The 12,891-nt window shown below is 42.7% G+C and carries 10 protein-coding genes; 5 read left to right on the top strand and 5 right to left on the bottom strand.

From position 1 onward, the window contains the following. Positions 1-305 precede the first annotated feature (305 nt). The 5 genes from Q4533_RS07075 to Q4533_RS07055 all read left to right on the top strand — a co-directional run bounded on the left by Q4533_RS07075 (position 306) and on the right by Q4533_RS07055 (position 4,644). Complete coding sequence (locus tag Q4533_RS07075; RefSeq protein WP_198589947.1) at positions 306-1,961, top strand: SulP family inorganic anion transporter; 1,656 nt, start codon at positions 306-308, stop codon at positions 1,959-1,961. Positions 1,962-2,149: 188 nt separating this feature from the next. Further along, positions 2,150-2,395, top strand: a complete 246-nt coding sequence (locus Q4533_RS07070) for a YdcH family protein (RefSeq protein WP_102439323.1) — start codon at positions 2,150-2,152, stop codon at positions 2,393-2,395. Positions 2,396-2,622: 227 nt separating this feature from the next. Then, the gene (locus Q4533_RS07065; RefSeq protein WP_198589337.1) at positions 2,623-3,072 is read left to right on the top strand and encodes a hypothetical protein; all 450 of its coding nucleotides are present in this window, start codon (positions 2,623-2,625) and stop codon (positions 3,070-3,072) included. 286 nt (positions 3,073-3,358) lie between these two features. Then, a complete protein-coding gene (locus Q4533_RS07060) occupies positions 3,359-4,357 on the top strand; it encodes a permease (RefSeq protein ID WP_303502503.1) in 999 nt (332 codons plus the stop codon). Positions 4,358-4,413: 56 nt separating this feature from the next. Then, entirely contained in the window at positions 4,414-4,644 is a 231-nt protein-coding gene (locus Q4533_RS07055) for a thioredoxin family protein (RefSeq protein ID WP_303502502.1), read from the top strand. Positions 4,645-4,851: 207 nt separating this feature from the next. On the opposite strand, the gene Q4533_RS07050 is transcribed toward Q4533_RS07055, so the two are convergent. From Q4533_RS07050 to Q4533_RS07030, 5 genes are all read right to left on the bottom strand, one after another. After that, a complete protein-coding gene (locus tag Q4533_RS07050; RefSeq protein ID WP_102520481.1) occupies positions 4,852-6,468 on the bottom strand; it encodes a methyl-accepting chemotaxis protein in 1,617 nt (538 codons plus the stop codon). A 373-nt stretch (positions 6,469-6,841) separates the two neighbouring features. Then, entirely contained in the window at positions 6,842-7,270 is a 429-nt protein-coding gene (locus Q4533_RS07045; protein ID WP_102439318.1) for a twin-arginine translocation signal domain-containing protein, read from the bottom strand. A gap of 1 nt (position 7,271) precedes the next feature. Next, the gene (locus Q4533_RS07040; RefSeq protein WP_303502501.1) at positions 7,272-8,591 is read right to left on the bottom strand and encodes a GMC oxidoreductase; all 1,320 of its coding nucleotides are present in this window, start codon (positions 8,589-8,591) and stop codon (positions 7,272-7,274) included. A gap of 586 nt (positions 8,592-9,177) precedes the next feature. Further along, positions 9,178-10,668, bottom strand: coding sequence for a lytic polysaccharide monooxygenase (locus Q4533_RS07035; RefSeq protein WP_303502500.1), 1,491 nt, complete (start codon positions 10,666-10,668; stop codon positions 9,178-9,180). Between the two features lie 550 nt (positions 10,669-11,218). Beyond that, on the bottom strand, positions 11,219-12,763 hold the full coding sequence (locus tag Q4533_RS07030; protein ID WP_303502499.1) for an NAD(P)H-hydrate dehydratase: 1,545 nt from the start codon (positions 12,761-12,763) through the stop codon (positions 11,219-11,221). Between the last annotated feature and the right edge of the window lie 128 nt (positions 12,764-12,891).

The following is a 12,891-nucleotide window of genomic DNA, read 5'->3' as shown; positions in this document are numbered from 1 at the left end:
TAGTTAAATATTTGCCTTAACAGCTGCGCTATTCAGCCGCTTGTCGATATAAACAACCGGCCTCTTATCTATATAAAATAGTTAAATATTTGCCTTAACAGCTGCGCTATTCAGCCGCTTGTCGATATAAACAACCGGCCTCTTATCTATATAAACAACTGCCTCTTATCTATACAAAACAGTCAAATATTTGCCTTAACAGCTGCGCCAACCAGTTGCTTATCGATATAAACAACCGCCTCTTATCTATACAAAATAGTTAATTTTTTGATAAAGTTGCGCCAATTATGGTCTAAGAGGTTAGCATTTTGTTTAAGGAACGGTTCAAAGACGTCAATCTTAAAGGCGATTTGTTTGGTGGCGTCACCACAGCCATCATTTCCCTACCCTTGGCACTGGCCTTTGGTGTTGCCTCTGGCGCTGGCGCCGAAGCCGGATTATGGGGCGCGATACTAGTGGGCTTTTTTGCCTCCTTATTTGGCGGCTCATCAAGCTTAATATCTGAACCGACCGGCCCTATGACAGTGATTATGACCGCCATTTTAACCAGCATGGTGGCCAAATACCCTGAATCAGGAATGGCAATATCCTTTACCGTGGTGATGATGGCAGGCGGTTTTCAATTTTTACTCGGCATGCTCAAGCTAGGTAAATACGTCACCTTAATGCCATACAGTGTCATTTCAGGCTTTATGTCAGGCATTGGGGTGATTTTAATCATCTTACAGCTGTCACCATTGTTAGGTCATGCCGCTCCTGCAGGTGGTGTGTTAGGCACCTTATCAGCCCTCCCAGACACCTTAAGCAATATTAAGTTTGCTGAACTATTTTTAGGCTTACTGACTTTAGCGACATTATTTTTGTTTCCTCAGCGCTATCGTAAATACGTTCCTGCGCAACTGGTTGCCTTAGTCGCCATCACGTTACTGTCAGTGATTTTATTTGATAGTGACAGCATTCGCCGTATTGGGGTTATTCCTGCTGGGTTACCTTCTTTAGTGATACCGCACATAAATGCGGATATTTTTATTACCATGGTGATTGATGCCTTGGTGTTAGGCACCTTAGGCTGTATCGATACGTTACTCACCGCCGTTATCGGAGACTCATTGACCCGTAAAGAGCACGACTCAGACAAAGAGTTACGGGGTCAGGGCTTGGCTAATATGATTTCAGGTTTATTCGGCGCCCTGCCTGGCGCAGGTGCTACTATGGGTACAGTGACCAATATTCAGGTAGGCGCCCGCTCGCCTGTTTCTGGTATGGTTCGCGCGCTAATGCTGGCATTAGTGGTACTTGTGGCTGGCGGCTTAACAGAGCCAATACCTATGGCCGTTTTAGCTGGTATTGCGGTTTATGTGGGCTTTAATATTCTTGATTGGAGCTTCATTCAACGGGCTCACAAAGTCAGTATGCAAGGCATGGCTATTATGTACGGGGTGATGATCTTAACCGTATTTGTCGATTTGATTGTTGCCGTTGGCCTTGGGGTATTTATTTCTAACATTATTATCATTGAACAATTAAGCCAGCAGCAAGCAAGGCAAGTAAAAGCCATTAGTGATGCCGATCAAAACGATGTGCCGCTGACTCAAAGCGAACGCGGCCTGCTGGATCAAGCCAATGGTAAAGTGCTGTTTTTCTATCTGTCAGGGCCAATGATCTTCAGCGTATCAAAAGCGATCTCTCGCCAACATACCAGTGTGAGTGATTATGAAGCGATGATCCTCGATCTTACTGACGTGCCGATGATCGATGTGACTGTTGGGCTAGCGCTAGAAAATGCCATTAAAGATGCCCAAGATGCCCATTGTGAAGTATTTTTATTGTGCCCTAACCTGCAAACCAAAGATCAGCTGCAGAAGTTTCATGTGATTGATTCGCTGCCAACTGAAAACACCTTTTTGTTCCGCTATGAAGCCTTACAGGCGGCCCTTAAACATGTGCAAGCTAACGGCTAGAAATATGAGTAACTGGATGGGTAAGTTAAGATAATAAATAACCCATCATAACTTACTCAAATAAATCCTATTTTTAGCAAAAATTTCATTAAGATTTGTTAACCAGCTCGCCATTTTTACGCGACGTAATGCTATAGTGAACTCAGTTCCAAAATACTGAATTTCTGTTCACCATTTAGGGGTTATCTATGTTAAATGAGAATCACGCACTAATTTTCGACTTTCCAGAATTTAAGCAAGACATTGTTGATTTAACACATAAAGATGAAACATTTCAAAAGCAATCAAAACAATACCACCTACTGGATTATGAAATCCGCCAGTTAGAAATTGATGGCAGCCCAACCGATGACGAACACATGCACCAACTTAAAGTGCAGCGGGCTAATTTAAAAGATGTGCTATTCCAACAGCTAAAAGCCCATCACGACTAATTCGTACCAAACCAGACCCAGCGAAGGGAACGATGCGATAAAACAATCATTCCCTTCACCGCTTGTTCCACTCAGATTTAAACCCATCTTCTCCCACTCTTTTTAGCGCTATTAAAAGCAGCTAAGCGTAAATAGAAAGTCTTCATTAAGCCTTAGCCACTCGCTATTAACCCATTCGTCACTATACTTCTCGGTGTTAATTTTTTAACAACCTAAGAGAGATTAAGATGAAATATATCGTATTAATAATCGGATTATGCAGCTTACTCTTTGCCGTTTCTTCTCAGGCTGAGCTTGAGATTTATAAAGACTATGACATTGGAAAAGAAGTGACTTCAATGACCACGGTGAGGATCGATCCCAACATGGAAGACGTTTACCTAGAAGGCTTAAGAGAAAGTTGGGTTAAAGCGGTACGGTTACAAAAAGAGCTGGGTTATATTAAAGATTGGAAAATTTTTGCCAGTGAATTACCACAAAGTGGCGAATTCAATATGGTGCTAATGGTGATGTTTGAAAATAGTGCCGATTTAGAACCCAATCAGGAAAAGTATAAAAACTTCATGAAAAGTTGGGGCCAAGCCAATCAAGACAATAGCCGTAAAATCACTAAAACTTATCCCAATGTAAGAACCTTAACAGGAGAATACCGATTAAGAGAAATTATCATGAAGTAGAAAAATTAAGTACAATTTAATCATTAACTTAATCCCACTTCACAATATCTAGACCACAGCCTCGCATTAAGGTTTACCCCAAATGCGAGGCTGGTTTTCAGTTTCAAACCCCTTCAGTTATAACTTCTGTAAGCACCAAGCTTAAGTGGTGTTTTAGCTTTATTTAACCGATATTGTGACAAACCTTTACGCTCCAGCCCTTTATGCAAAAGCGAGAGCTAGCGCTTATTTTCATTACTAAAAATCCGCTATCTTGGCTATAAGACGTTTTTTTGAGCATTAACCTATGTTTCAAATTTTCACTGATTTTGCATCATGGCTAATTTACGATTTATTGGGCTTGTCGGCGCAGACAAAGCTTGGGGATGCACTGCATTTTTTTGTTGAAGACGTAACTAAGATTTTTGCCCTACTGCTGGTGATGATCTACCTCATAGCCTTAATGCGAGCCTCATTAAATGTTGAACGAGTCAGAGACTATTTAGCTGGTAAACCCAAGGGCTTAGGTTACTTGATGGGCTCTGGATTTGGGGTGGTAACACCATTTTGTTCTTGCTCCAGTATTCCGGTATTTCTTGGCTTTACCTCAGCCGGGATCCCCCTTGGGATCACCATGAGCTTTTTGATCACCTCACCGCTAATCAACGAAGTAGCCATCTTGCTACTCATGAGCCTACTAGGGATAAAATTTACCCTCTTATATGTCGTGGTTGGCATGAGTGTCGGCATGTTAGGCGGCTTCTTTCTCGATGCAATAAAAGCTGAGCGCTGGCTACAATCTTTTGCCGCTGAAGCCCTCAAACGCGGTCAACAACATAGCACTGCTAATAACCCTGACGATATTCAAACCCAAGCCCTATCAATGTCACAGCGGCATCAATTTGCCAAAACTGAGATGTTCGATATTTTTGGTCGAGTATGGAAGTGGGTCATTATTGGTGTCGGCCTTGGGGCGGCGCTGCACGGCTTTGTACCCGATGGTTGGATTGAGGCCCATTTAGGCGATGGCCAATGGTGGTCAGTACCTGCTGCAGTGCTACTGGGGATCCCGCTTTATTCAAACGCCACGGGAGTGATCCCAGTGATGGAAAGCTTGATTGTTAATGGCCTACCCATAGGCACCACACTGGCATTTTGCATGAGCACCGTTGCTGCCAGCTTCCCAGAATTTATCTTACTAAAACAGGTTATGCAGTGGCGCTTACTGGCAATATTATTCTGCCTGCTATTGGTGGCGTTTACCCTAGTCGGTTGGCTGTTTAATGCCTTTACGCCATTTTTATGATTTTACTGATGTAAAAAACATCGGTGATTTAACAGCTCAATAAATAAGGATTTATCATGAGAACCATTAAAATATTAGGCTCCGGCTGTAAAAAGTGTCTTGAAACAGCAGAACTTGCCCAAGCAGTTGCCGATGAAAAAGCCGTTACTGTCACAATAGAAAAAGTCACCGACATGGCGCAAATTATGGCTTATGATGTAATGAGCACACCCGCTGTGGTGGTGGATGAAAAAGTGGTTCATAAAGGCAGTAAGCCCACTAAAGAGCAACTGGCGAGCTGGCTATAGCGCAGAATGATACATCCGCTTATTGGGATAATGATAACTTACATCGCTTGGTATTGATGAAAAAACCTAAGGGAATGGGTCTATCTCCCTTAGGTCTCCACCACAGTGCTTTTAGCACAATGCTATAACACAGCATTAGCCTCTAAATAGCGGATATTTTAGCGGCAAAACTGTCACATTGACTCTAGCTTGTTTAAAAATAATTCACTAACTTGTCTTGAATTGACCAATTTGTTCTCTTAATTGCTGTGACAAATGATTAACCTGCACACTGGCACTATGTGATTGGTCGGCATTGCTGGCCGTTAATCTGGCTTCATCACTAATATTGACAATATTACGATTAATTTCATCACTGACAGCGGTTTGCTCTTCTGCTGCTGTGGCAATTTGGGTGGCCATATTAGAAATCATCGCCACCGATTCGGTAATTTTAGCTAAGGCCTCACCCGCTTGTGCTGCCTGAACAGTGCTTTTATCGGCTTGCTCACGGCTTGAGTCCATTACCGATACCGCATCTTTAACACCGGTTTGTAACTGTCCAATCATTTGCTGAATTTGATTAGTTGAATCTTGAGTTCGTTTAGACAAGGTTCTGACCTCGTCTGCCACTACCGCAAAGCCACGGCCGTGCTCGCCCGCGCGGGCAGCTTCGATGGCGGCATTGAGTGCCAGTAAGTTAGTTTGCTCTGAAATACTGCGGATCACATCTAAAATGCTACCTATATTATCGGCATCGTTTTGTAATTTTTGTAACGCATTGGCAGCTTGTTCAACCCCGCCAGAGAGGTTATCGATCGAAGCGATCGTTTGCTGAACTATCATGTCACCATGGACCGCTTGGGTATCAGAATCTTTAGCTGCTTGCGCCGCTAGTTCGGCATTATTAGCTACTTCCACCACGGTTGCTTGCATTTGATTCATCGCTGTAGCAACTTGTTCGGTTTCACCTTGTAAGCGCTGCATGCCCGCTAAGGTTTCGTTACTGGCCGATTTAAGCTGCACACTTGCCGTACCTAACTGCTGAGTATTACCATTGAAATCAATAATTAACTCACGAATATTACCTACAAATACATTAAAGTTGCCAGCGACCTGATTAATTTCGCTATTACCACTATCATCTAGCGCCACGGTAAGATCTTTAGAGCCTGAAGCCACATTACTCATGGAATTATCTAAAGCGTTAAGCGGAGTGAAAATATTGCGGTAAAGGGCTGACAAAATAATGATAATAAACACACCAATGCCAATACTGCCCCACAATTGCACACTGGCAGCTTGCATGGTGGAATTTAGGGTTTCTTGTACCGCAACAGTAAATTTACCATCTAACTCTTGGGCTAATTCATCTAAATTATCAGCTAAATCTGACGATGCTTGGTCAAAGCCACCAGCACCTTTCATCAGTAAATTACCAGCATCGGTCCCCTGAGTTAGGTAAGCATCTGCCATATTCACACCAGATTCATGCAATTGATTAATTTGACGTTTAATCGATTGAGCTCTTGCAGTATATTCCGGTGCCGAACTGATAAGTTTATCCATATTTGCTTGAGCGGCATGCAAACTTGCTAACGCTTCGGCTTTAGCTTCATCACTTTTTGTTGCGCCAACATCGGTTAAAAACTGCTGAATTTGTACAACATCATAGCGAGTATCTTTTAAAGCAAAAATAGTATTAACCTGTTTTTCTTCATTTAACACACTTTCATAAATAGAAGATTGCTGGGCATTGCTCACCCAAACTAAAACGATTAAAGCCAATAATGATAACGAAATTGTAATTTGAAGCATTCTCTTAATTGAGACATCAATACTCATATAACTACCTTTAAAGATTAAGCCTACTTTAAAATAACAATCGGAGGAATTAGCTTAAATTCACCGTGATTAATGACCTGAATATCAAGTTATTTCAGTTGTCAGTATGGGGTTTGGCGAGTGGTTATTACTCTTAAACAGCCTTTATTGAGCATTAAAGTACTTAATAACATGACTCAATAACATTGGCCTCTAATATTCGTGTAGTACACGATTAGACCTGTATATAGACATCGACTTATTGAGGGAAAACTTTAATGGAGATTTTGCAAGATAATGACCTTTGGCTTAACAAGTTTCACTTGTTAAAGTCAAAGGCCACTATTTTATGAAAGGCATAACTGACAGGGTATTATGGTTTTATCAACAGCAATCAACCGACGTCAAAGCGGGCAAAGGGATTATAACAAGGCCGATTAGCGCCGTAGTATTGCAGCGCCTCTGTGGCAGGGTTACTGACTTGGAAATAATTGGTCGACATCATAAAATCAGTGACTAATTTTCGCTCATACTTATCAATCCAAATAGCACGCTTTTTAACAACCAAATCAAACATTGAAGATTGATCTAATATAATAATGGCACGCAGCTTCATCTCACCATATTCAGCGGTAAAATGATCACAAAACAATTGCAGGTCTTCATCGCTAATATTTAGCTTACCCAGTAAACGATCAAGGCTAGAAACGATAAAATTTTGGGTATTTAATGTATGCACTCCATAAAATACCGCCCCACCCAGCCCTGCGCCAACCGCTGCAACTTTAAGAAACGAGCGCCGAGAAAGACTAGTACCACTCATATTAAACCCCCATTCTCGCTGCGCGCACTGCTAATGCTGCAGCCGTTAAGCTAGGATTAGCACAAGAACAGCTTGGAAATACTGATGTGCCCACCACAAATAAGTTTCGGTATTGATGATGAATAAGGTTTGCATCTACCACTGAGCCATCATCAATGTTGCCCATTCTCAAGGTGCCCTGTAAATGTGATTCAGTCGGCCGCCAGCCACGAAAATGAATCGCTTCCACAGGTAATGCATCAAGTACCTTAGGTAATTGCGCTAAAGCCTGCTCAATACCTTTTTTGGCGTACTCAGATTCTCCGGTATAGCTCACTACCGCCTGCCCTGTAGTAGCATCAATAGTGACATTATTGGATTTTTGGGGGAGATCTTCAGCGACAATGACTAATGGCAGGGTTTCTCGCCAGCGACCCACTTCTTTTCTAAAGCCATAAGGCCAACGATTTTCAAAGTAAATTAAACAAGAAGCGTGATCTTTTCTAAACTCGCCATCATACAAGGCATAATTGAGCCCTGTGGTAATAGTGCTACCATCAAAGTTCTCTAAACCGTCTAAATACACCTCTACTTTTATCCCAATTTGCTCGTGTAGCCCTAGGCCCGTGTCACCAAAATCCATTTTCGATCGTAGCAATATCGCAGGGCTTTGTATGGCGTTGGCGCCTAAAACAAACTTGTCGGCGCTGACGGTATATTCTTGATTGTTGTTGATAAAAACCACGCTAGAAACCGTGCTATCACTGTGCTGCATATGCCTTACTTCAGAGTTTAAACAGGTATGCACTCTTGGGTCCGAATACACCTGCTGAAAACCATTATGCACAGTAAATTTGGCCTGAATGGGACATAAATTACATTTGGCATTAGAGCAGCAGGCCGCCCGTGTATCAGTTGACACCCTTGCTCTGGCCGTTGGCATGATAAAGTGACTGTCCATATTGGCATTTTTCATAATGCGATCAATGGCAGTGGGTCTATGGGGCGGCTGGGGATAAGGTTTTGAGCGAGGAAACATGCTTTGCATATCAGGATCGCCTGACACCGACATAATGCTTTCGACATCACAATAATAAGGCTCAAGATCGTCATAGGAAATCGGCCAGTCATTGCCGACCCCATACAAAGAGGCGGTTTTAAAATCTGCAGGATGAAATCGAGGGGTTTGGGCAAACCAGCAATTCATTCCACCACCAAAACCAATGGTGCAATTCCATTCTTTTTCAGCTGTATTTTTAAAGGTATCGGCAGGATCAGCAGCCGAATTTTTACCTTGGGATAATTGCCAATTCCACGAATGATAATCGCCCCATTCCAGCACCAGAATATTACCATTAATTTTTTTTAGCGCCTCAAGTAAAAAAATGAAGCTCCAAAGCCAGAACCAATAATTATTAATTCATACTTTTGCTGCGCAGCCTGTTCGGCGCTGACAATATTTAAATTCATCGTTATGGGATTCCTTTTCGCTGGTCGCTAACATGAGACCGTTAAATTTAATCCTTAAATACGGCCCTTAAATACGGCCTTTATTTTTAGTTAATTAAATATGGTATCCCCGATACCTTCATATTCAGCAACTAGATAACAATTAAATCATGCAAAATATCTTTATATAATTCCATCGTTATATAATTGATTGTATATAAAAACAATACAAGCGTTCTCCCCACCAAAATACCAATTTCAGTAGTAAGTTCTAGTTAATGGCCGCAGTCCTTTATCTACCATCACACCTATTCGATTAACTAAATCGATATTCATTAGAGTAAAACATCAACAAGTTTATAAAGCGCATTGGGCCACATCATATTTTAGTTATAGCATAAAAAACGGCCAATCAATGATTGGCCGTTAGGGTTTACTGCGATTATGTTTAAAACCTTAGCAAACAAGCATGAGGGCTATTAACGCCACACACCCCACTCACCTGTAGTACCAGGCTCTTCACCTTGAGTCCACCACTGAGCAGTCCACTCTTGGTTATTATGCATCACCTTTTCACCGCCATTATAAACAGCAGATGCACTCCATTGCTCTCCAGGCAATGGCTCAGGGCTTGGTCCTGGTTCTACGTCAGTTGGGGTAATAGTAAAACTATAAACCGTTTTATCTTCTTCGCCTTGGCCTGAAACAGTAAGCTCAAAACTGACTTCTTGGGCGACATTCTCAAGCAAAACAGTGTTGATAATTAGCTCATCATTTTGACCAATAGCGGTTTCAATCGGCAAACCTGCCACTTGCACCCAAGAGATTTGTTCAATATCGCCTTTGCTGCTTGCTGGCGTTAATACCACGTACTCACCATGGGTAACGCTAGCGTTAGTAATTTCTTTTAACACTGTTGGCGTAATCACAGCTTCAACAAACTCATTGTTTGCTGTGATACTGAACTCTCCATAAGCCTGTCCATTACTGGCATTAAAGAAGTTATTATGTAGCTCATTTCTGAAATACATATAGTGATTCATTTCTGCATGCCAGCGGCCAATAAACACGTTACCGCTATATTGAGTCTCGTAATAACCGTTGACTTGTGAGGCTAATAAGCGATCCCAATCGAGTTGATTATCTGCGGTAATTTCTAACGAAAAGCTAGAGTGAATATCACCATTGTCACTAAAGACTTTATAATTAACCGACTCACCAAGCTGAGGGGTATTAAGGCTGATATCAGCAGGAATAAAGGCATCGCCTTGCTCTAAGTATGGCTCGCTTGGTTCTGGATCAACCGGTGAATCACCTGAAATGGTAATGTCACTACAGTTATAGAATCCTTCACCAACGGTGTCATCTCGCTGCCAGCGAGTAAACAAAATCGCATCACCTGAGCGATCGGCTGGGATCGCAATGTCCATGCGGTATTTTTTGTCAGCGTCCACAGCAACATTGCCGTACTCTTGGATTAACTCTAAGTAATCCCATTTAAGTGGCTTAGACACATCAACACCAGGCTTGGTTAAATAAAACTGCCAGAATGAAGGGTTGTGAGGCGCGGTTGCATTAAACACGTACTCAAAAGTACCAGTTGGCAATTCAGTGCGGGTCCACTGTGAATGCTCAGCACCCATACCGCTTTTTTGAGCGTCATTGGCATAACATAAGCTGCCATCAGGGATAGCCGCTTTTACCACTTCCATATCATTGTATGTCGGTGCAGGAATATTAATGGCAAATTCATTACGCTGAATAAATGGATAAGTACCAGAAATCGCTTTGGCTTGTGCACAAGCCGCATTAGGTGGCGTGCCACTCCACAAGCCACCTTGCTCGTAACAAATTGATTGTCTTGCTTCAGGAAATTCAGCCCAACCATGGGCATGAGCACTTTGATTAGGTATTAAGATGTACATTGCTGACACAGCAGCGACGGCACCGAAAAACTTATTGGTTTTCATGTAAATATCTCTAGTTATGACGTAAAAGAAGACTGCAGACTCAAGGGCGATAATGGATGAATATAAATAACCAACAGTGGTCTGTTCGCGCTACATAATAATTAAAAAAAACCATAAGACAACAGAGCCAATAAAACGACAGCACGTCAAAAAAACTATTATTTACAGCAATATAGAATCAAGATTAAAACGAGTTAACAAATTTAATAAATATTTGACTTGTCATATAATTGACGATAGGGAGCGTAGAAATAATCAACAGCTGCCGCCAATCACCCACAAACACTTATATGGCTTAGTTAAGCCAGTGTTTTACAATATCGTCTTAGCATCAATTTATAATGTATTAGGTTCGCGCCTTTAGTCACAGACAACTAGCGTCAAATAATTGATCTTTGAATGTTAAGATTATTGGTGGCCAATTGGGTACTCATCCGACCACTTCTATTTGCATCCAAATGCATATTTATTCAGCATTAGAATTTGTTTAGACAGCCTAAGTTCACAGCGCTACAGCAAATAAATACTAAAACCACTACGCTATTGTGAGTTAATGACGGCCTAATTTCAGCTGCTGGCAAATATCACTGGCCAGTACCACTCGCTGAGTTTGGCCAAGTTGATGGCCTAGTGTGGCATGCCAGTTCACCCCTGTAATAGCCGCATCAACCGCCGATAGCCCTTGGGCGATAAGTGCAGCAATAATACCTGCTAAGCAATCGCCCATGCCCGGTGTGGCCATAGCTGCTGAGCCTGAATGGCAAAAATTGACTCCACCTTGATGGGCGACTAGTGTGCCAGCCCCTTTTAATACCACGACTGCTTGATATTTTTTATGTAGTGCCAGCGCAGCGGCAACGCGATCGTTTGTAACTTCAGTGGCAGATATGCCCAACAAGCCAGCGGCCTCTGCCTCATGGGGAGTTAGCACCCAAGGCGTTACCGTTTGCTGATGCTTTGCCAAATAACGCAGCGCATCCGCATCTAACACCCCGAGGCTGCGTTTATTATCAACGCCAGAGTTGGGTTGAAGGGTTAATAGCGTTTGCATGATTTGCTGAGCTTGCGGCCCGCGGCCAAGACCTGGGCCCACCACCAGCACGGCGTGTTGCTTTAAGGTGTTTTCGGTACTATCAGAAAACATAATCTCAGGAGATTGGCTTAAGCAGGCGACAAAATGGCTTGGCTCACACTGTAAAAATACCCGCCCAGCGCCAGCATTTAAGGCTGCGCGGCTAGCAATAATGCCAGCGCCAGCCATATTGCCAAGACCTGCAATAACGCTGACATTACCATGATGACTTTTATGGGTATTACCCCTGCGTGATGGCAGCATATTTACCCTTGGATCGTAGCGCCAATTCTCTTTTGTTGTACCAGCAATAGGCTCAAGCCCTAAAGAGTCTAACGACAGTGCCCCACAAGATGCTGGCCCATATGCAGTGAGTTGCCCCGGCTTATAAGCAATAAAGCTATGGGTGGCAGTGGCATTAACGCAAATCGGCTCAGGCTGGCCGCTATCGGCATTTAAACCGCTGGGCACATCAACCGCGTAAACCTGCTCAGCACTCTGATTAATGTCATCAATAACCTTTATCGCCGCAGCAGATAGTGTTCGGGTTAAACCACTGCCAAATAGCGCATCAATAATGATCGGATAAGATGCGCTAGGTTTAGTGGTATGAACACTACCACCAGCCGCTAAAAATTCATTCATGGCTTGCTGCGCATCGATGCCCGCTTTGGGCGCGCCAAAAGGCGCATAAACCACGACCTTTTTACCCTGTTGCAGTAATAATTTGGCAATGTAATAACCGTCACCACCATTGTTGCCCTGACCCACAACCACCAATATTGCTTGCGATGTATTAAAAGCGCTGCCAAAGCGCTGCACAAAACTGCTAGCTGCCTTAACCATTAAGGGCCAAGTACTATTGTTATGGCTTGATGCCCAATACTGCTCGGCGTCTCTTACTGCCTGCGCTGATAACACCACAGCGCTTTTTTCAAAGTGATCCGCTAAATGATCCTCTAAGTGATCGTATAAATGATCTTTTAGCTGAGCCATTAAGTCATTGTCTGAAAGAGTGGCCATATAAACCTTACCTTGAATGCGAAAGCTAGTATTAACTATACAAGAAGTATGGCAGCACAAAACTACTGCACACGGGATTAGGCAGATATTTGCCATCAATATAAAGCGGGGGGTGGCAATAACTATCA

It is taken from the genome of Shewanella sp. 6_MG-2023 (assembly GCF_030547195.1).
Taxonomy (GTDB): Bacteria; Pseudomonadota; Gammaproteobacteria; order Enterobacterales; family Shewanellaceae; genus Shewanella.
This window is presented reverse-complemented; position numbering and strand designations above follow the sequence as displayed.

Coding starts and splice junctions, on each gene's coding strand:
- Q4533_RS07030 (WP_303502499.1), bottom strand. CDS start 12,763: ATGGCCACTCTTTCAGACAATGACTTAATGGCTCAGCTAAAAGATCAT.
- Q4533_RS07050 (WP_102520481.1), bottom strand. CDS start 6,468: ATGAGTATTGATGTCTCAATTAAGAGAATGCTTCAAATTACAATTTCG.
- Q4533_RS07065 (WP_198589337.1), top strand. CDS start 2,623: ATGAAATATATCGTATTAATAATCGGATTATGCAGCTTACTCTTTGCC.
- Q4533_RS07070 (WP_102439323.1), top strand. CDS start 2,150: ATGTTAAATGAGAATCACGCACTAATTTTCGACTTTCCAGAATTTAAG.
- Q4533_RS07060 (WP_303502503.1), top strand. CDS start 3,359: ATGTTTCAAATTTTCACTGATTTTGCATCATGGCTAATTTACGATTTA.
- Q4533_RS07055 (WP_303502502.1), top strand. CDS start 4,414: ATGAGAACCATTAAAATATTAGGCTCCGGCTGTAAAAAGTGTCTTGAA.
- Q4533_RS07045 (WP_102439318.1), bottom strand. CDS start 7,270: ATGAGTGGTACTAGTCTTTCTCGGCGCTCGTTTCTTAAAGTTGCAGCG.
- Q4533_RS07035 (WP_303502500.1), bottom strand. CDS start 10,668: ATGAAAACCAATAAGTTTTTCGGTGCCGTCGCTGCTGTGTCAGCAATG.